Consider the following 19,225-nt stretch of genomic DNA (forward strand, 5'->3'; position numbering starts at 1 on the left):
ACTGCGTTCACCGATGGAAGATTATCTATGAGTTCACCTGCATCTGTTACCGAAGTTCTCCACCATCACATACGACGGATGTCCGGGCGAGACCCGCACGAGAAACATCGAGTCGCCTCCTCTTTAGAATTATTGTTCGACCTAACCTTCGCGACCTGTTTTGCATTTGCCGCCACCCAATTAACACATGCATTGGCAGCGGGCGAGTACACTACGGCTCTGCTCGGGTTCGGATTCGCGAGTTTCTGCATCTGTTGGGCTTGGTTCAACTTCTCGTGGTTCGCCTCAGCCTACGACACTGACGATTGGATTTTCCGCATAGCCACATTGGTGCAAATGGGCGGAGTGCTAATATTGGCGATTGGTTTGCCACGTTTATTCTCTTCAATCGAGCACGGCTCTCTCGACAATTCGATAATGGTAGTGGGTTATGTAATCATGCGCGTAGCCATGATATTTCAATGGTTGCGCGCAGCGAAGCAAGATCCTTCACGCCGCCGCACTTGCCTCACTTATGCTGCCGCCATCACTGTTGCTCAAATAGGTTGGATTGCGATTATCCTGTTTCATTTCCCTTTGGATATTACCCTCATACTATGTGGCATATGGTTTCTTGTCGAACTAGCGGGACCCGCACTAGCGGAACGAAAGGATGGTGGCACCCCTTGGCATGCGGAGCACATGACCGAACGCCATAGTCTGTTCGCGATAATTGCACTTGGTGAAGGATTGGTGGGCACGGTCGCGACGTTATCAGCTGAAATGGAGCATCAGGGCTGGACGATGGACGCAGCACTCGCCTGTATTGCAGGTGTCGGGCTCACCTTCGGGATGTGGTGGGTATATTCCATTCTACCCTCAGCGAAAGTATTACACAGGCATCGTTCGCGCGCTTTCATATGGAGCTATGGCCAGATACTGCTTATCGCGTCCATAGTTGCTACCGGAGCAGGCCTGGATGTTGCTGCGACCTTTATCGAAAATAAAGCTCACATCGGGTCATTATCAGTCCTGCTCGCCACCGCAATTCCAGTTACCCTATTCCTCGGATTGATCTACGCGCTCCACTATTTTCTTGTGCGCCGTTTCGATCAGTTGCATGTATGGCTCCTGCTTGCGACCGGTATCGTAATCGCGGCCTCTGTCACCGCAGCGATTTACGGTGTAGGTATAGTCATATGCTTGGTCATTCTTATGTTTGCGCCAATCATCACGGTGGTCGGTTACGAGGTGTCAGGACATCGTCATCAAGGTGAGGTGCTAATGGAGCAGTAAATAACCGGGGTTCTTGCTGCATGTGCCCACCGCAACACCTGAGCACAGTAAGATGTTTGGTAAATTCCGTGCAGAGCAACAGTACCTATCCTGTAATGCATACAGACTGGGTATGGCCAATGGCAAACACCCATAGCGTCGTGCTTGTCATTGGCCAACGGAACGATCTCTTAAGTTACGCAATCGTCGTATAACAATTGTAATGGGTTTTCACTTCGCTTAGAAAAAATCAAACCCATTAATATTATGGATTGGCAACCTATAACAATATTAGTTTTATGAAAAAACGCCTTTGAATTGACTTAATAAATCAAATCAACTCATGAAAAATAACTTCCAACGCTAGTGTTTTTCATGCCATTCAGCAACTTACCACCGACCTGCTGCAATAACCCTCTGGCATGCTGGTATTGAACGTCAAGTTGACGGTTTTGCTGCATACTGGCATTTAGGGAAAACAACACCGTCCCCTCTTTCATCACAAATACCGGCTCAGTATTACGTGCGCTATGCCCAACAGAAGTTAAAGAACAAAACAGCACCAGCGCTGCTGCAAATACCAATATGATGCCACCGAACAATTGAATGTTTTTCATAGCTGACAAACCTCAGTAATTGAGTGATGGGAATTGACGATTCGGCGCGATGCCGTAACTTGATGTGAAGTATAAAGACGTATTGGAACAGCGGATATCTGACTAGTCAGAAAAGCAATTCGTAGCTAAACCTAGAGGATGGCTGTTAATATTTACCGCAAAGAGGACAAGGGAGATAACCATGGGTGCCGGGCGTATTCCACGTCGTTACGGCTTGTTACGTTGGCTGATATTTGTTGCGGTTTACTTCTTGCTCGCCACCATCAGTCTCGAAACACGCGATCCCTGGAGCCTGTCCAGCACCATTTGGTTGCCGGCCGGTCTGTTGCTGGGCGTATTATGCACCCGCTCCCCGGCACAGTGGCCGGTGTGGGCGATCAGCGCCGGCGTACTGCATTTTTCGGTCAGCCTGCTGCACGACCGCCCCTGGGATATTGCGCTGGCGTTCGCCCTGCTCGATTTAGCGATCATTTGCCCGCTGGCGTTGATCTGGAATGGGCTGCACCGCTATTCAAACGGTTTGTCGCACCCGGGAGAAACGTTGCTTTTGCTGGCCGGCGTGTACCTTGCCAGCGCCGTGGGCGGTCTGTTTAGTGATTTAATTCTTAAAGCTCTCGGCTATCCGACGCGGGTTTCGCATTTCATCAGTTGGGGAATTTCCAATGCTACCGGCTGCCTGGCGATCGCACCGCTATTTATTATCCATCGTTTGAATCATGGCCAGTGGCAGTGGCCCACCCGCCAGCAAGCCGTTATTGCAGCGTGGGTTTTTCCGTTAGCTATAGCCGTTTTTTTCCTGCCTTCCAGTCTGTTAAGCAACGACCTGCTGAATAATGCTTTATTGTATTCCGTGTTGGCGCTATCGCTGTTGCTGTCCGCTTTGTTGCCCCTGTTGCCGCTGGCGCTGTACTTTATTCTGCTCACGCTGCTGGTTAGCCTGGCGACGCTCTACGGCTATGGCCCATTTCGCCCAGCGTTGGCCGGCATGCAGGCGGTCGAAGCGTCACAGCTGTACTTGCTGATGACAATCTCACTGGGATTGTTAGTGGCAACGCGGGAACAACGACATCGCTCTCAGCGCCAACTGATGCAACAACAGCAGCTATTGCTGAACGCATTGCTACAAACGCGCCACCCAGCCTTTTTTCGCCTGTCGGCAGAAGCTGAACAATTGGATTGGCAGCCACACGAAGCCGTTTTCGGGATGCCGCCACGTCAGTTAGCCAATCTGACGCTGCTGCTGGCCCATGTTCACCCCGACGATCGCGAGGTGCTGAAAACATTACTGCGCACCGTAAGGGAATCGCGGAATACACCGCAATATTGCTCATTACGCCTGCTGCTGCCCGATGCACATTATCATCATGTCGAATGCCGTTTGTTGCACCATCCGCAACAAGGGGTGGTCGGCGTATTGGCACTGGCGAAAGCGGATTCACTATACTGATTGCATTGTCTGCTCCGAGGAGTCATTTGTGCAAAAAACCGTGGTAATAGCCGATGATCACCCCGTATTCCTGATTGGTCTGCGAACCGTGGTGACCACAGCCTTTGGCGATAATTTTACGATCGTCGGTGAAGCGCAAACGGTGGATCAACTGCTGGCTTTGCTGGCGGAAAAATTGCCGGATGTGCTGCTCACTGATTTCAATATGCCGGGTGAACAGCAGTCCGACGGACTGCGGCTGATTAGTACCCTGCGCCGCAAATACCCACAGTTGCCGATTGTAGTCATTACTGTGATGACCAATCCCGGGCTGATCAACTCCATTCTGGCTACCGGCGTGTTAGCCGTGATCAATAAGCAGAGCCTGACCACTGAGCTGACCGCGTGTTTGAAAGCGTTACAGCAGGGGCGTCGACCGCCGGGCAACGCCGTATCATTGCCCTCCACAGTAGCAATGAGCCCACGCGAGTTGGAGGTCGTGCGCCTGTTGGCCCAGGGGCACGGCGTTAACGATATCGCCGCCATGCTCAGTCGCACCAAACAGACCATCAGCGCGCAGAAGAAAAGCGCCATGTTAAAAATTGGCGTCAACTCCGATGTCGATTTGTTCGCCTATTTGCGCGAGGCTGGGCTGTGAAAATGAAAGCCTGGCTGGTGCTGGTCACCTTACTGCCTGCGTGGGCCTGGGCGACCGGAGACATTCACATCGGTCTGCTCGACGATCGTCCACCCTACAGTGATTTTGATGCAAACCATCAACTGCAAGGAGCGGCGACAGATTTACTGAGCGCCCTTGCGGCTCAAAATAGGTTGCACTTCACCACACAGGCCACATCCAGCCACAGTCAATTGGCGCAGATGTTGAACGCGCAAAGTATTCAGGCAGCTTTGCCACCGCCGCAAAGTTCACCACCACCGCCGGGGATACTGGTTTCGCATCCCTTGTTGCAACAGCGCTGGGCACTGGTGGTTCGTCAGGATCGGCTGCCGTTGCAGCACGAATCATCGTTGGATCTGCGTCATCAACGGGTATTGATATTACGTCACAGCCCGGCGCAGGCGGGATTATTTGCGGCTTACCCCGGCGTGGAACTCGGTGAGGCGGCGTCATTACATGAAGCGATCCGGCTGCTGAATGCCGGTGCCGCGCAGGGCATCGTCTGCGATGCCACACAGGCGGCGTTGTTAGCCAGCAATCTTTACCCCGGCAGGCTGAGCGTGCGCCCACTGCCGGCAATCATCAGCAGCCAGTCACTGTGGCTGGCACCGGGTCAGGAAGCGCTGTTGCAGCGTATTAATCATGCCATCGACACCCTGCCCGCAGGCGTTGCACAGTCGATCAATGAACGCTGGCTGTTGAACTCAACGCTAAGTGCAATGCAACCGAACGGCACCAACAGCGATCGCTGGTTTAATCCGCTGACGGCGGTCAGTGCCGCGCTGTCGCTGTTTCTGATCGGTTTTCTGTCGACTGAAATTTTCCGCCGCCGCCGTGCCGAACGCGGTTTGCGCGATGCGTTGAAATACTGGCAAACGCTGCTCAACAGTATCCCAACGCCACTTTTGGTGTGTGATCCGCTCGGTAACATCACCCATTGCAATCAGGCCTTGCTAGAGTCACTGACGCTAACGCAGCAGCAAGTGATTGGACACTCCCTGGAGCAGTTTACCGCGCGAAATCCGATTATTCCCGCCATCAGCCAACAAGAGCGCATAGCCGCCATCGGCAATATGCAACCGCAGTTTTCCGACCGTGCAATAGTGATACAGGGAGCGCAACGGGAAATCGCTCAATGGCTGGCAGCATACAGTGACAGCCGTTTGACACCGCAAGGGTTGCTGCTCGGTTGGTATGACATCAGCGAGCGCAAACGCCTGGAGCGCGATCTCGCCGATGCCTTGCAAGAGGCCACCAACGCCAGCCGCGAAAAAAGTCATTTTCTGGCGCGCATGAGTCATGAAATTCGTTCACCGATGAACGCTATCCTCGGTATTCTTGAGTTGGAAACCCAGCGCCCCGAAGCCGCCGGAACGTCACTGCCGATAGCCTATGCGGCCTCACGCCAGTTGCTGCAAATTGTCGGGGATGTGTTGGATATTTCCAAGATTGAAGCCGGTGAAATGCACTTGCAAGCTCACCCCACGGAACTCCATCCCTTGCTGACGCAGGCGCTGGATACCTACGCTGCGCTGGCGGCGCAAAAAGCGCTGCGGCTGGACAGCGATATCGAAGCCGTCTGGCAGCATCAGTACCTGCTCGATGGCACCAAGTTGACGCAAATTCTCAATAATTTGCTCAGCAACGCCATCAAATATACTGAACAGGGCTTTGTGGCACTGCAGGTCGGTGTACTACCGCAGGATCCTCATCACGACAATCTGACGTTCAGTATCAGCGACAGCGGCATAGGTATCGCGCAGCCCCTGCAACAGAAGATTTTGCAGCCCTATGCTCAGGTTGATGCCAACGCGCCGGCCAGCACGGGGCTCGGGTTGGCGATTTGTACCCAACTGCTGCAACTGATGGGTAGCGAGTTACAGATTGACTCCACCCCGCAGCAGGGTTCACGGTTCTCTTTCACACTAACGCTACCTCGCACCACCGCGGGTGATGAGGCGCAAGAGACGCTCACCGCTCCCCTCGTTGAACACTCGCTGCGGGTGCTAGTCGTGGATGATTTGCCCGCCAACCTGACGGTGATGAAACTTCAACTGGAAAAGCTCGGACATCAGGTCACCACCTGTGACAATGGTCGCCAGGCGCTACAAAGGCTGGAGCAATCCCCCTTCGATTTGGTGCTGACCGATTGTCAGATGCCGGTTTTCACCGGCTATCAGCTGGCGCAATGGCAAAGAGAGCGAGAACACGGCCACCGTCAATATCTGCCTATCGTCGGCTGTACCGCCAATGCGTTTAACGATGAGCAATACCGTTGTCTGGCGGCGGGCATGGACGCCGTGCTGATCAAACCGCTGACACAGCAGGATTTGCGTACCTTAGTGTCGGAGCAACAGGCCATTCGTGTGGACATGCGGGAAATCCAATTGATGGCCGCCGGGCAACCGCAGGTCATGACCACCTTGATTGACGAATTGCAACGCAGCAGCGACGCTGACCGCCAACAGCTGCTCGCCACCACCGCACAGCCGGACGTATTCGCCGCGGTGTTGCATCGGCAGAAAGGCAGTTTTGCGCTGGCGGGCTACCAAAGCGGGGTCAATCTTTGCCAACAGTTGGAACAACATCCCCCTGCTTCGGCAGAACCGACGGTTGCTCTGCTGCGTATGAATGCGCTAATTCTGCGTTTTATCGCTTTACTGGAACAACAACGTGCGGCGGTAAACGTTGACGATTGAAATGCACGGATCTCCCTTCATCAAGGGACAAGAGCTGATATCAAGTTGGCGTAACACCAAAGACTTACCTATTATTAGATGAAAATTTCTCAACTTAAGGATATTAAAATATGCAAATGCGTATTGTCGCCCTTCCATTGATTTTTTCAGCCTTTTTTTCAACCAGCGCGCTGGCAGCGGATAAACCTGAAAGCAACTGTTTGCAGACAGCCCAAAATCAGGTTGAACTGAATGACTGTGCCACTCAGACTTACAAAAATGCAGATGGAGAGATGAATACAGCCTATAAAAAAGTCATGGACACATTAAAATCATCCCCTGAAAAAAGTAAGGCGCTACTTCAGGCGCAGCGCGCCTGGCTAAAATTTAGAGATGCGGATTGTGCGTTTTTGAGTTCAAACTCTGCAGGCGGGAGTATTAACGCGATGAATAACGCATTATGTTTGAGTGAGCGAACAACGGAACGCACAAACTCTCTGAATAAAATAAAAAAATGCGACATAGGTGACCCTGAGTGTCAATAACTGATATTTAGCTTGATGCCTTTAATAATGGAGAAAAATGATGCGAACAGTATTACTTGCAGTTTCAATGGTTCTTTTATCAGGGTGTGGGATCAGTGATGAGCTTGATGCGATGACTCTGGAAAACCATAAAAAAGTTTGTGATGGTTATGGTTTTACCAAAGGGACCGATGCCTATGCCAATTGCCTGATGCGGCAAGACGAACTTGAAGATGCGGATGAGCAAAAGATGATGGACAGAGAGGCCAAAAAGAAAAAATAACGGCAGGAATGCCCCATCATCCTGCCGTCAGTCTCACAATCAGGGAAAGTGAGCCACTCAACTTTCCCTCTTAACACCCTCTCGAATCAAACGCGAAAAATCCTCATTGATCACGGCATTGTCCGGCCTTTTGATGAGGCATCGTTTTTTTAACTGTTCAAAAGAAAGGTTATTATTCAATAAGCCAAGCTCATAGATGTATTTATCTGCATAGCCACTGACCAAGACTTTCCAGCTATAGCGAATGTCGGCAGAAACCGCAGTAGCATGATGCAAAATATTGCTCGTGCAGTTATTAAATAACGTGTGATAAAACTCGGGTCGGTGGCTCAGTTGATCGATACGGCGTAAATAGTCCAGAAAAAGAGCCTGGGCCGTATCTGGCGAAACCTGGAGGGGGTAAAGGTAAACCCGCTCTTTGCGGACATCGGTTCTGACGCCAATCAAGTCCCGCTCATCGGCAAGCACATAGGTCAACATGTAATGTTTAAAAAAGCCGCGCCAGGTCGAATATCGCTGGTCGCGGCTACGCCGCGTTTCTATCGAGACAGCCAAATGGCGACCGTCTTCGAAACCGAAGCTCAAAAACAGATGCGCAATAGTCTTACCTGACCAGTAAGAGGAGACCACATCTACCGTTTTTAACTGGCTAATATCGATATCTGCATCGTACCAATCTGGCATATAATCGTCGCGGGTAGGTTGATATCTGAAATTGCGAATATTGCGCAGTACGATTTTACCCTGCTCCCCCCATTCCACCTGCGGTAACCGGGCGTATTCCAACACCCAGTCTTGCTCGTTGCTTGCCGTTGGTGAGGTCAACCAAGAAAACATGGCCATATAACTAGTTGCCTTTGTCATTTGAGGGTTCACCGTTAGCACCTGACGCTATCGTGCCCTGTTTTTTTTCATCGCGCCATTGCTTGCGCAAAGAAAACATTTTCTTTAGGGCACGACGTATGGTGGTTATCCAGCCGGCCGGCCGGGGATCCGCCAACATGCTTAATGCACGTGCGTAATCGAGCGTCAGCCCTGGCGTCCAGGCCATGGTTTTTGCGCGTTTACGTATTTGTACCGCCACCCATAACTCCGGCGTCGTGAGAATTTTACTCAACACCCACCAGTGGCCACGCTGCCCCCATATCTTACCCACCACGCCTTCCAGTGCCGCTTCCAGCCCACGCGCCACACTGCTTGAGCAGTTGCGATGCGTAAGGTTATAGGTGTTGTCTGCCTGGTAGACCTCCCAGAACCGCTTCAAACGTTCAGCATCATAGTTCCTGATCCGCACCTGCATGGTTGAAGGGCACCATTTTTCGGATTCAGTCACATAATCCGGTTGAAACTGCCCTTCAACATTATTATCTGCCGTTGCACGCAGCAAGCGGGTAAATTGATCGGGCGACCGGTCAAGATCGACTGCCGGATACAGGCTGATATAGACGCCCTCCGGAGATTCCAGCGCAGCATGGCCGGTGGAAATCACCCCATTTTTATCCACCGCAGCAATATAACGATCAATGACAGGATGAGGCACTACTGCACTCTTCGAGGATCCTACAGGTGTCCAGACATGTATGGTCAGTGCCGGTTCATCGGCAGCCGGAGGGCCGTCCCATTCAGTGACCAACGGCGCCGTTTCTGCCCCGCTGGCTTCCTCAGCAGCCGTATTGCCCAAAACAGCAGGGTTGACCTCCAGCTTTTTGACGCGCATCGCCAGCATAACCATATTCCAGCCACCAAATATCAATCCCAGGCCTAAGCAATAAGGTACGGTGCCGACATAATGGGTCGGATAGGGTTGAAAGAAGAAAATAGCTAACATGATTTCGATGACACCGCCGGCGACCACAAATTTCCAGTTTTTATAGCGTACAACCCCAGCCGTGACGATTTGCAATAACCCGTCGGTCAAAAATAAAATGCCAAAAATCATCGATAAAATAAAATGACCATGGTGATGCCCGCTCAAGATCAATATCGCGGCCAGTGAGAATGCCCCTCCTTTTACGTAACGCAAGGTACGTTGCCCGCCGATGCCGGTATGCGCAACCATCAACGTCGCCAGGCCTTCGACCAACAACAGGAAAGCAAAGGGATGCAAGGGGAAATAAATCGCGTTATCCAACGCATCGATGAAGATGATTAAGCCAGCCAACACACCTAACCAACCGGCAATCATCAACCCACGCCAGCGGTTACGCAAATAATCAACCCCCAGTAAAATCATTACCAACTGAACCATGCCTTATAACCTCTTCTCATATCTTTTAATTGTAAGACGGCTTAGCAGCCCCGCCTGGCATTCTTAAGGGTAAACAACATAAACAAACCGCAAAGCAACGCGGCCATCAATGGTAGGCCGTGAGTGTTCAATTCCATGGCTACCCCACCCATCATTGGGCCAACCAATGCGCCAACGCCCCAGGCAATCGACAATACAGCATACACCCCGACCAATTCACCGTTACTGAAGCGTTCGCCCACAACAGTGACCACCACAGTATAAATACCTACAAATACACCACCCCACACAAAAAGTAATGTGTATGCCATCCAGGGATAATTAAGCGATATTGGCCATAACAATGCCCCACAGGCCGATAAACCCGCCATGATGATAATTAGCCACTGACGATTGTATTTATCCGCTATCCAACCAATAGGCAGTTGTAACAATATTGCCCCAATCAATAAAACAGAAATCAATGACGTTGCTGATTGTTCGTCCCAACCCAAATTCATTGCATACACCGAAAGTAAGTTGAGACCTGCAGACTCCAGACCCGCATTCAGAACCGTTGCCGCTATAGCAATGGGTGCCAGACTAAGGTACATCAGCGTCGGTTTGGATTGGTGTTGTTCGTCTGCAGGGAATGGCCTTACAGCAGAGCGAGTGACTACTACTGCTGCCAACAATGCGATGGCGGCCCCCAGATAAAATGCCGTATTTCCGCTACTGCCAACGGACACTAAAATGAGTGGGCCAAGAGCAAAACCTGTGGACAAGCTGGCAGTATAAGCGGCAATGATTCGTGCACGGTTTGCCGCTTCAGCCATAAAGTTCAACCAGGTTTCAGTAACAACCAACATAATTTCGCTCATGGCACCCAGCATAAGGCGCAACACAAACCAGGTTGCAAAAGACGTGAGGGGAAAGAGACACAATACGAGGCATGAGATAAACAATGAAAATATTATCAATGATTTAGCATTAAACCGCCGACACAACACCGGTAAGAATGGGGCGACAATGAACACGCCGATGGCATGCATCGCCGCATTGATGCCCACAAAGATTTCACTATACCCTTCATTGACCAACCTAATCGCGATCAGTGGTGCACTAAGACCATAGGTTAAGCCAAAAATCATCACAGCGAGCAGGATACCAATCTTGTTAGAGAAGATTGACACTGTCATAGTCTCCTATTCGTTGGCAAAACATAGAGACTTCCCCCGTTAAAAATTATAGTTAAGGCCAATGACAAAGTTATACGTTCCATCGCGATCAACCATTGGGCTATGGCGCACGGTTTTCGATAAGAAGTTATAACGGGATTCAATATAACCTTCCCAAAACTGGGTGAATTTGTACTCTGCTGCCAACATGATAAACGGCGTTAGGCTTTGATGTGGACGATATTCATTAAGCCCACTGCGATCGGCCTCTTCTTGGGAAATCCCATAGTAATAACGCGTTTGTTGTGCATTCGACCAATCAGTACCGATTTCTCCATAAAGCATCACAGAATTGACATTGAGCTCGCCAATGTAGGCTGCCGTTGCAACAACGCCCTTGCTATTATTTAACGTATCCGCCGCTACCTGGGTAAATAGCGCTCCCCACGGAGTGATCCTTTGGTAACTGATCCCCGACATGACAGTTGCACGCCGTTTGTTAAGCCTTTGCATCGCTTCACCGTGGCCATCTTCAGGACGGTAAGCATCTTCATAGTAATAGTAGGCTTTTAATTTCAGTTCATTTTCGGCATCTTTCAGTAGATAAAACCCTGTTTCAATACCGTCGACATACCAAACATCATTGTCATAGCCCACATAGGGAATGGCATAAAAATGTGTACGTTTGGCTTTGTATGCCTGACTTTCCAACTCTGTCTGCACTCCCAGGGAAAAACTGCTTGAAAAAGCACTTGTGGGTATAGTTATTGCTAATAACAAACAGAAAATTTTAAAATGATGCATCTAAACTCCGCACTCATCCGCGCCCACTCCCCACAAAGGCGAGGATAGATGGATTTTGTCTATGTCCATGAAATGTAGCAGATGTTCTACGAATAATCTCACTTGCGTAAACACTTCAGAAAAAACTGATAAAGAAAAAAAACAATCGATTGATTTTAAATAAAAAACATTCACCCAAAGCGACAAATGCAAAAACTCTTTCGTTGATTTCCCAGCCAAATGGCCAGTAAAACCATTCAGATATGAAAAGTTCTCCCTTTCTCAAATATTGAATTTATGCCCGCATGTCAATTACCCAAACTTAGTTATACATCCCAGTACTCATACCTACTTGGTAATAAATTCGATCTTTGTTTCCGTTTAGTTTCCATCGGATGATAGGCAGCATGGTATTACCCTTAACATATAAGGGGAATAGTCAAAAAATCACAAAATAGCATTTGTATTCAAATGGTTATTTTTTTTTGCACTTGATGGGACATTATGTTCTATACTCACTTCCATTAAACCCTAACCCAGTGATATCATTATGAAAAAATTGTCATTATTTTTTTCCCTCCCATTATTTTTTGTAGTAAACATAGCGTCAGCCACTGTCGACTGTGCGAGTTTAAAGCTAAAAATTAATGCGGAGAACAAGAGTCTTTACCAAGGTCTGGTACAAAAGGTACTGACTGAAAAAGTCAGCTCAAAACAAATTGATGTATCCGAAGTTTTAGCCGACAAAGAATGGCTAGCTATTTTCGCCTCAACAAAAACCTCTGAGCCTGGCGTTTTTTTCTTCAAGAACAAAGAATTTATTGATGTCTGGGGGGGAATGGTAGAACAAGACGAAAAACCCAACGTATTAAAATGGGCTCAAGGTATTCATGCTCCAGGAACATTAACGCAATGTTTTTTTGATGAAATAGTCATACAATAACACCCTCACATTGGTTATAAAGAGTGTGGGTAGTCAACTTTCAGTAAGATAATCGACACAGGAGGAATTTAAAAATGAAAAAAAGCAAATTTAAATTAATTAGCCCTTTGCTCCTTGCGCTTTCTTTTTCAATAGTTCAGGGCTGTACCAACACCAACGAACCTCAGGTTATTTCCGCACTTGACGACAAACCGTTTAATGACTGGTTCAATAAGTTGTTAAGCCAAATAAAATCCGATCATAATTATAAACGTATTCCGATTGATACCACTGAAAAATCAGACGAGTTTCTTATTTTATTACATGATACTTATCGCCATAAAATCACAAAGAAAGAATTTTCACAGCGAATGATCAGCCAATACCCTGGACATGATTATGAAATTTCATTTATTACATCAAGACTACCTTAACTTGATAAAAACACTTTAGTTTATTGCAAATAATAAACATAAAATTCAAATAGTTATGCGTGATATGCACCCCAAGAATCACATGTCGCGCATAATCCTAAAAAAACAAATTTAATTCACATATCAACTTGACTTAATACAATTAACAACTAGATTTTAAAAAACAATTTTACTTTTTCATTCTGGAAAATTATCCATCTGGGACATGACTATGTTAACAAAAGTAAAACCAATAAGCTTATTCGTCAGTTCATTATTGTTTTCATATTACTCACATTCTGCTTTAGGGGCTCCGGCCCCAGTAACCATTCATCTGGGGCATTTAGATAATCGTCTAACCATTAATGTCGGTGTCAACGGCGGCCCCGCGCAAAAATATATTTTTGATACGGGTTCAGATCAATTTAACACCGTTCTCGGGCAACAAGATACCTCGCGCTTGCCTAATGTGAATCAGGCATACGAATACCTCTATGGCAACGATGGCTGGGGCGGATATTGGTTACAGCGCAAGCAAATAACGGACCTGACCTATTACACCGATGATGCCACCCCGATAGCGGTAGCGACTCCCGACAGCAACAATAAAGGTTACGTCATTGGCCAGATTGAACATCTGTTGCTCGACCACCCCCAGCAAGCAAATCAAAAACCTTTTAAGGTCATAGGGGACAAAACTTACTATATTGATTTAGCTGCGGAAAAAAACATTACCACAGGAAATCCGACCGAAGAAAAACACTTCTACGGCACCTTTGGCGTAGGGGATTTTCTTTTTACGGATGCAAAAGGCAATCCCAACGGCGGCAGCCCCTTTAGCACCATCACGAAAACCGGTTTCATCGTCGCCGGTAATGACAATGCCAATGAAAATGGAACAACGCTTTCACCGGGTTGCGCGCCTTGTGCCATCCTCAATTTGACGCCCAGCCTGCGGGCGCAGTTTGATACCCAGGTTCCCTGGGCACCTAAACGTGAAGAGGGAGATATCACCCATTTCCCCAACTCTGGCGCACCGGCGTCATCGCAACATGAAGGCCGCTTCAAATACGCCTTCACGCTCAATATCAATGGCCAGTCGAGCACCGTTGAGCTTCCCGCAGAGGCGCTGAGCGGCGCAATTTTATTCGATACCGGCAATGCTACTCACGCAACGATAGACAGCAAAAAATTCGGCGACATCCTCGAACAACATGGAGTGAAATTTGACAAGGATGGGGAAAACAACACGTCAGTGACCGCCCTGACGCTTCAGCCTGTCGACGCCAATGGACAGAAAGTCGGCAACGGGATCACTCTGCAGGGAGGCGGTGATGATCGCCTGATTATCGATCGCGACAGCAGTGACACAAAAACCTGGAACATCACGATGGGTATAGGTTTTTTCACTCAATATTCAGTGATGTATGATTTGCAAAATCAGCTCACGGCGTTTACCCCTTTCGTCGTCAATGCCGATAATTTTTCTACGGATGCCAACGGCAGCGGATTGCACCTTAACCGCGTGACCAGGCAAATGGGAAATCTGATGAGTGCCCCTGCCGGCGATCCCTCGGGTGATCCTAATGGAGGAAAAGGTTATCTGGGGTTGGCGGGCGCCATCTCCGGTGCCGGCGACTTAACGCTCATGCCGGATGTGGTGGTCAACATGACCGGCATGAACACCTATACCGGCGTGACCCGGGTGAATAAGGGCGCAGTGTTATACCTTGCCGGCCCCGGCAGTCTCGCCCACTCCGCATCGCTGGAAAATAACGGTTGGTTTGACATCACCGAACACGGTAATTTCAATCCGCTGTGGGGCGTTCCAGACAGCATGAACAACGCCACTCTCCGTAGCTTAAGCGGCAATGGCGTAGTCACGCTGGGGGACAGAACGCTGGTGTTAAGCCAGGCGAAGGATAATTTCTCGGGCCGTATCACAGACACTGACCTCAGTAATCCTGACGGAACGCACTATAAAGGCGGCCTGACAATAGCGGGCGGTAGCCAAACGCTCAGCGGGAATAATGACTACGCCGGCCAGACGCGGATTGCCAAAGGCGCTGCGTTGCAACTGGCCAACACCGGCACATTAGCCAGCGATGTCGCGGCTGACGGGCTCTTTATCGCCAACGGTAAAGCCGCCGGTGCTACTGTGGTGCGCGACGGCGGGCTGGTAGGCGGCAGTGGGCATATCGGCACGCTGACGGCCAATAAAGGGGGCTCGGTGGCACCCGGTAATTCTATCGGTACCTTGACGGTTGATAACGATCTGACGCTGGGAAATGGCTCCCGTTATCTGGCTGAAATTGAGGCTGGTCGCAGCGATTTGCTGCAGGTCAATGGCCAGGCGACACTGAACGGCGGCGAGATTACTGTAGTACCGCAAGCGGGGCAAAACCTGCTGGCTTCGACATCCTCCGCCGGCAATATCCTGGCACAGCGTTATACCCTGCTTACTGCCGCGCAAGGTATTACGGGGCAATTTGGCTCTGCCGACGCCGGGCTGTTTTTAACCCCCGATCTGGCCTATCAACCCACTAGCCTCTCATTAGGATTACAACGTAACGCCATCCGTTTTGCGGATGTCGCCGTCACGGCCAATCAACGTAACCTCGCGACGGCAATTGAACGCTTACCGGCTGATCACCCCGTGTATCAAAGCTTGTTGATAGCCCCTTCTGCTGAACTGGCGCGACAAGCCTATCGTCAATTATCCGGGCAGATACATGCGGATACTGCTTCCGCGCTGGTGAATAACAGCCGTTATGTTCGGGATACGCTCAACGGCCGTTTGCGCCAGACTCAGGGAGCAGCGGACAACAGCGACATCAAACAAGACGAGGACGGCGCATGGGTCAGTTTGCTGGGCAACTGGGAACACGCCAGCGGCAATGATAATGCCACGGGTTTCCACGACTCCACCTTTGGGGTATTGCTCGGTGCGGATAATGAACTGGCCGATCGTTGGCGTCTGGGCTTAGCCACCGGTTATACCCGCACCTCATTGCACGGAGACGGCGCATCTGCCGACAGTGATAACTATCATTTGGCTGTCTATGCCGGCAAAACCTATGACAACCTGAATCTGCGTGCGGGTACCGCCTATACCTGGCACCGGATTGAAACCTCCCGGGGTATCGGGTATTACGGCCAGTCCGATAACGCCAAGGCACGCTATAACGCGGGAACAGGCCAGATCTTCGCAGAAGCGGGTTACCGTCTGGACAATACCTGGTTCAATCTGGAGCCGTTCGCCAACCTGGCGTGGGTGAATTACCGTAGTGATGATATGACGGAAAATGGCGGTGCCGCCGCATTGAAAGCGGACAGCCAGAGCACCAGCGCAACATTATCCACCCTGGGTATGCGTGCGGACAAACGTTGGAGTATCGGTAAAGACAGCGCCGTTACCCTGCGTAGTGAACTGGGTTGGCAGCATCAGTACAACGCGACTGAGCGCGAAGTCGGCTTGCGCTTTGCCGGCACTGACGCCACCTTCAATACCGCCACGGTCGCAGCCTCACGCGACGGCATGGTGATGAAGGCGGGGGCAGAAATCAACGTCACAAAATCGGTTGCCGTATCCCTCAACTACACCGGTTTGTTATCTCAGAATTATCAGGATAACGGTATGAATGCCGGCGTGGTATGGCATTTCTGAACATGTCCATATGCGCACAAGGATGAAAACAGTATCTTCCGAGAGATGATTTAGAAACCAAATCATCTCTCGGGGAACAGAATACTTTACTAAGCCTGAGGTAGTCATCAGACACAGAAAAACCAACCTGGACAACTGTTGTCAGTGGTAGCCGACAAATAGCAATTGGTTGTTATTTCGACTATAGTGGGCGAAATAAACATATTCCTTTGGCATTTAGGGGGGGTAATGGAACAATCAAATCATGAACATGAACATGAACATGAACGAGCCTACCAACGCGGGAGAAATGTCGCCAAGGCTTGGAAACGCCTGTCATCTGCAATAAAACATTGGGACAATGTATGCGTAGGGAAGGTTCAGGAGAGAAACCTTCCCTCTTGGATAGGACACATTCCTATTGTATTTTTGGGTGTAGTGCTTGTCGCTCTGTTATCGACATATGCCATTGTCAGTTTAGCCAGCTTGGGTTGTATAATTGCTCTTTGGGCAGTAGCTTCAATCATTCAGAATGCTTTACGACAAACAACTGGTGCAACAAGTCAGACAAGACTAAAGAAAAACAGTTACGAACGTTTTTCATGGGAAAATGAACCTTATAAAAACACATATGATAGGCAGACTTGGCACCAGAATGATTAAGCCGGATATACAATCCAGCCTTATTTTTTCATTTACTGGCTTGCTGTGTAATAGCACTTCCCGCTGCACTTCCCAACTGACTACCTGCAGCTTTTGAATCTTGAGTTCCTGTGCTGATAGCCTGGCCAAGCGCATGCCCCATACTAATCCCCGCCCAAGAAAGTGCCCCTAACCATACCGCCGGTAACACGATAAACATGCACCCCATTACTAGGTTCATAATCAGGTCATCCGTGCTGTTTTGGAACCCGGCTACATTCCAACGACTGTGTGTATCCGAGCCGTATAGTGCTTCCAGCAGCCAGCTGTCCAGCCAGCGCGCCAGCTCCCACCAGAAGGTCAAAAAGTTCAGCGCGAACACCACGAACGTCACGGTGATCACCGTCTTATACTCATAGGCTGCGAATGCCAGGATAAGCGGTACCATGATGTACACCGCCATCAACAGTACCGCCTGCACCATCGGCAATGCCTGACGCATCGCATCAAAAGCCGGATAGGCCGCCAGGCTCCCCAGTGCGGTCCCGCCCATCGAGGCAATACGGTTAACCGAGTTGTCCAGGGTAAAGTCAGCGTTACCACCATAGCCGGCATACGCCCGTCCGCCCTGGGAGACGGTCAGGTTATCCGGGCTGACCAGGCGGCGCACCACCGCCTCTTTATAGTCCGCATCCGGCTGCCCCATCATCTTCAGCGCGGCGGACATCCGCAGCATCACGCCCGGATCGACCTGCTTCACTACCCTGGCCTCCAGGCCTGTCTCTCCGGCTGACCACCACTCGCTGCAGGTTGGGTACCCACCCCGTCCGGTGTTTGGCCGGCCGCTATCCCTCGCCTCATTCCACGGGAAGCTGGCGCGCGGCGTTTTCGACTGCAGGTTGTTGTAGTAGCCGCCGTTCAGGAAGGTTTTCGACCCCAGCCACTCGACATCACGCAGCGTAGCCTTGTCGGTCGTTTGTCCCTGGTCGCGGTTCTGCCAGGTATACAACGCCAACGCGTAGCAGTCATTGGTGAAGTCCTGCAACTCCTTCGCCAGCGCCGGGTTGTTGACCCGACTGTGCTGGACCTCAAAGCGGACCTGCCGCAGATCTGGCCGACACGGAATGGTGGCCACTGCGGCCGACGTGATCCCCTTCGACAGCTTATGCACCACCAACCACCACACCGGCACCTTCGCCGTCTGGCCGTTCATGCTCGACATGATGTTGGCGTACCCGGTTTCATCCGGTTTTTTGGGTGTCCAGGTACCGCAGGTTGCTGCCCGACTGCTGTCATATTTGATGGTATCCAGGCTGACATTCATCAGCGGCAGGCAGCAGGCAAGCATCACAAAAAACGCGCCGTAGAGCAGGTTCTCGACGCGCGGCAGGGACAGCATCCCTTTGTTGCCCTCATCCTCACCTTCCTCACGCACCTTCAGCCAGATGGCCGCCACCTTAAACAGCAGCGGCAGCACAAACAGCCCCGTGCTGACCAGCAGCTCCCACAGGCCGTTGTTAATCAGCCAGCCGAGCAGCGTCAGGAAATACTCCAGATAGCTGTTGGTCATCATAAGGTCAGCCCTCCGCCAAAGAGGCTGTATTCACACGCCAGGGCAAATACAGCGCACGCAATGGCCATACGTTTGAGCGGTTGCCGGAATTCTGGCTTGCAGCCCGGTGCGTGCCAGATTTTCCAGAATCCCCAGGTCAGCACAGCGTATAGCGCCAGACGCCAGCTCAGCCAGCCATAACGGGTGCTGTGCACCCAGTTACGCAGCGCGGCACTCTCTCCTGGGTGATTGACACCCCAGTGGGCCATGCCCAGCGCCACTATCATCGCAATCACAAGCATGCCCAGCATCTGCAGGGCACGCTTTGCCCGGTGACCGAGCCAGCCGCCCCTGCTGGGCGACAAGCCTTGTTTCTCTGTTCCAGTCATTAATGCATCCCC

General features: G+C 50.5%; 17 protein-coding genes. 10 read left to right on the plus strand and 7 right to left on the minus strand.

What is annotated here, in order from left to right; genetic code table 11:
* Positions 1-27: 27 nt before the first annotated feature.
* Positions 28-1,275 carry a low temperature requirement protein A gene (locus ACUTQW_RS10580; protein WP_020439763.1) on the plus strand — a complete coding sequence of 416 codons (1,248 nt, stop codon included), beginning with the start codon at positions 28-30 and terminating at the stop codon, positions 1,273-1,275.
* Between the two features lie 320 nt (positions 1,276-1,595).
* Here ACUTQW_RS10580 and ACUTQW_RS10585 read toward each other — a convergent pair whose 3' ends face one another.
* Positions 1,596-1,871, minus strand: a complete 276-nt coding sequence (locus ACUTQW_RS10585) for a hypothetical protein (protein ID WP_020439764.1) — start codon at positions 1,869-1,871, stop codon at positions 1,596-1,598.
* A gap of 181 nt (positions 1,872-2,052) precedes the next feature.
* Here ACUTQW_RS10585 and ACUTQW_RS10590 point away from each other — a divergent pair, with 181 nt between their 5' ends.
* The 5 genes from ACUTQW_RS10590 (at position 2,053) to ACUTQW_RS10610 (ending at position 7,461) form a co-directional block, all read left to right on the plus strand.
* On the plus strand, positions 2,053-3,318 hold the full coding sequence (locus ACUTQW_RS10590) for an MASE1 domain-containing protein (protein WP_020439765.1): 1,266 nt from the start codon (positions 2,053-2,055) through the stop codon (positions 3,316-3,318).
* A gap of 28 nt (positions 3,319-3,346) precedes the next feature.
* Positions 3,347-3,955: a response regulator gene (locus ACUTQW_RS10595; RefSeq protein ID WP_020439766.1), complete on the plus strand. Its 609-nt coding sequence runs from the start codon at positions 3,347-3,349 to the stop codon at positions 3,953-3,955.
* 2 nt (positions 3,956-3,957) lie between these two features.
* Positions 3,958-6,675: a response regulator gene (locus tag ACUTQW_RS10600; RefSeq protein WP_445654865.1), complete on the plus strand. Its 2,718-nt coding sequence runs from the start codon at positions 3,958-3,960 to the stop codon at positions 6,673-6,675.
* A 110-nt stretch (positions 6,676-6,785) separates the two neighbouring features.
* Positions 6,786-7,199 (plus strand): lysozyme inhibitor LprI family protein, encoded by a 414-nt coding sequence (locus ACUTQW_RS10605; protein WP_099065676.1) that lies wholly within the window; start codon positions 6,786-6,788, stop codon positions 7,197-7,199.
* A 37-nt stretch (positions 7,200-7,236) separates the two neighbouring features.
* Positions 7,237-7,461, plus strand: a complete 225-nt coding sequence (locus tag ACUTQW_RS10610; RefSeq protein ID WP_145917166.1) for a hypothetical protein — start codon at positions 7,237-7,239, stop codon at positions 7,459-7,461.
* Positions 7,462-7,518: 57 nt separating this feature from the next.
* On the opposite strand, the gene ACUTQW_RS10615 is transcribed toward ACUTQW_RS10610, so the two are convergent.
* From ACUTQW_RS10615 to ACUTQW_RS10630, 4 genes are read right to left on the minus strand one after another with little or no spacing between them, the layout of a single operon-like run.
* The gene (locus ACUTQW_RS10615) at positions 7,519-8,325 is read right to left on the minus strand and encodes an Lnb N-terminal periplasmic domain-containing protein (protein WP_445654850.1); all 807 of its coding nucleotides are present in this window, start codon (positions 8,323-8,325) and stop codon (positions 7,519-7,521) included.
* Complete coding sequence (locus ACUTQW_RS10620; RefSeq protein ID WP_413514919.1) at positions 8,309-9,709, minus strand: HdeD family acid-resistance protein; 1,401 nt, start codon at positions 9,707-9,709, stop codon at positions 8,309-8,311. The genes ACUTQW_RS10615 and ACUTQW_RS10620 overlap by 17 nt, the downstream gene beginning before the upstream one ends.
* 41 nt (positions 9,710-9,750) lie before the next feature.
* Positions 9,751-10,887, minus strand: coding sequence for an MFS transporter (locus ACUTQW_RS10625; protein ID WP_064799159.1), 1,137 nt, complete (start codon positions 10,885-10,887; stop codon positions 9,751-9,753).
* 39 nt (positions 10,888-10,926) lie between these two features.
* Positions 10,927-11,670 carry a MipA/OmpV family protein gene (locus ACUTQW_RS10630; RefSeq protein WP_064799160.1) on the minus strand — a complete coding sequence of 248 codons (744 nt, stop codon included), beginning with the start codon at positions 11,668-11,670 and terminating at the stop codon, positions 10,927-10,929.
* Positions 11,671-12,199: 529 nt separating this feature from the next.
* Here ACUTQW_RS10630 and ACUTQW_RS10635 point away from each other — a divergent pair.
* The 4 genes from ACUTQW_RS10635 to ACUTQW_RS10650 all read left to right on the plus strand — a co-directional run bounded on the left by ACUTQW_RS10635 (position 12,200) and on the right by ACUTQW_RS10650 (position 17,293).
* Complete coding sequence (locus ACUTQW_RS10635) at positions 12,200-12,592, plus strand: hypothetical protein (RefSeq protein WP_064799161.1); 393 nt, start codon at positions 12,200-12,202, stop codon at positions 12,590-12,592.
* Positions 12,593-12,666: 74 nt separating this feature from the next.
* Complete coding sequence (locus ACUTQW_RS10640) at positions 12,667-13,005, plus strand: hypothetical protein (RefSeq protein ID WP_064799162.1); 339 nt, start codon at positions 12,667-12,669, stop codon at positions 13,003-13,005.
* A gap of 211 nt (positions 13,006-13,216) precedes the next feature.
* Entirely contained in the window at positions 13,217-16,651 is a 3,435-nt protein-coding gene (locus ACUTQW_RS10645; protein ID WP_445654851.1) for an autotransporter outer membrane beta-barrel domain-containing protein, read from the plus strand.
* Between the two features lie 228 nt (positions 16,652-16,879).
* Positions 16,880-17,293 carry an MFS transporter gene (locus tag ACUTQW_RS10650; RefSeq protein ID WP_145917167.1) on the plus strand — a complete coding sequence of 138 codons (414 nt, stop codon included), beginning with the start codon at positions 16,880-16,882 and terminating at the stop codon, positions 17,291-17,293.
* 28 nt (positions 17,294-17,321) lie between these two features.
* Here ACUTQW_RS10650 and ACUTQW_RS10655 read toward each other — a convergent pair whose 3' ends face one another.
* Together ACUTQW_RS10655 and ACUTQW_RS10660 are read right to left on the minus strand one after the other, a co-directional pair.
* Entirely contained in the window at positions 17,322-18,845 is a 1,524-nt protein-coding gene (locus ACUTQW_RS10655; RefSeq protein WP_064799164.1) for a conjugal transfer protein TraG N-terminal domain-containing protein, read from the minus strand.
* Entirely contained in the window at positions 18,842-19,213 is a 372-nt protein-coding gene (locus ACUTQW_RS10660) for a hypothetical protein (RefSeq protein ID WP_064799165.1), read from the minus strand. The genes ACUTQW_RS10655 and ACUTQW_RS10660 overlap by 4 nt, the downstream gene beginning before the upstream one ends.
* Between the last annotated feature and the right edge of the window lie 12 nt (positions 19,214-19,225).

The organism is Serratia sp. TSA_7 (genome assembly GCF_052692135.1).

Bases quoted from the DNA above. Each gene is read 5' to 3' on its own strand.
- ACUTQW_RS10580 (WP_020439763.1), top strand. From the start codon at position 28: ATGAGTTCACCTGCATCTGTTACCGAAGTTCTCCACCATCACATACGA.
- ACUTQW_RS10585 (WP_020439764.1), bottom strand. From the start codon at position 1,871: ATGAAAAACATTCAATTGTTCGGTGGCATCATATTGGTATTTGCAGCA.
- ACUTQW_RS10590 (WP_020439765.1), top strand. From the start codon at position 2,053: ATGGGTGCCGGGCGTATTCCACGTCGTTACGGCTTGTTACGTTGGCTG.
- ACUTQW_RS10600 (WP_445654865.1), top strand. From the start codon at position 3,958: ATGAAAGCCTGGCTGGTGCTGGTCACCTTACTGCCTGCGTGGGCCTGG.
- ACUTQW_RS10605 (WP_099065676.1), top strand. From the start codon at position 6,786: ATGCAAATGCGTATTGTCGCCCTTCCATTGATTTTTTCAGCCTTTTTT.
- ACUTQW_RS10610 (WP_145917166.1), top strand. From the start codon at position 7,237: ATGATGCGAACAGTATTACTTGCAGTTTCAATGGTTCTTTTATCAGGG.
- ACUTQW_RS10615 (WP_445654850.1), bottom strand. From the start codon at position 8,325: ATGACAAAGGCAACTAGTTATATGGCCATGTTTTCTTGGTTGACCTCA.
- ACUTQW_RS10620 (WP_413514919.1), bottom strand. From the start codon at position 9,709: ATGGTTCAGTTGGTAATGATTTTACTGGGGGTTGATTATTTGCGTAAC.
- ACUTQW_RS10625 (WP_064799159.1), bottom strand. From the start codon at position 10,887: ATGACAGTGTCAATCTTCTCTAACAAGATTGGTATCCTGCTCGCTGTG.
- ACUTQW_RS10630 (WP_064799160.1), bottom strand. From the start codon at position 11,670: ATGCATCATTTTAAAATTTTCTGTTTGTTATTAGCAATAACTATACCC.
- ACUTQW_RS10635 (WP_064799161.1), top strand. From the start codon at position 12,200: ATGAAAAAATTGTCATTATTTTTTTCCCTCCCATTATTTTTTGTAGTA.
- ACUTQW_RS10640 (WP_064799162.1), top strand. From the start codon at position 12,667: ATGAAAAAAAGCAAATTTAAATTAATTAGCCCTTTGCTCCTTGCGCTT.
- ACUTQW_RS10645 (WP_445654851.1), top strand. From the start codon at position 13,217: ATGTTAACAAAAGTAAAACCAATAAGCTTATTCGTCAGTTCATTATTG.
- ACUTQW_RS10650 (WP_145917167.1), top strand. From the start codon at position 16,880: ATGGAACAATCAAATCATGAACATGAACATGAACATGAACGAGCCTAC.
- ACUTQW_RS10655 (WP_064799164.1), bottom strand. From the start codon at position 18,845: ATGATGACCAACAGCTATCTGGAGTATTTCCTGACGCTGCTCGGCTGG.
- ACUTQW_RS10660 (WP_064799165.1), bottom strand. From the start codon at position 19,213: ATGACTGGAACAGAGAAACAAGGCTTGTCGCCCAGCAGGGGCGGCTGG.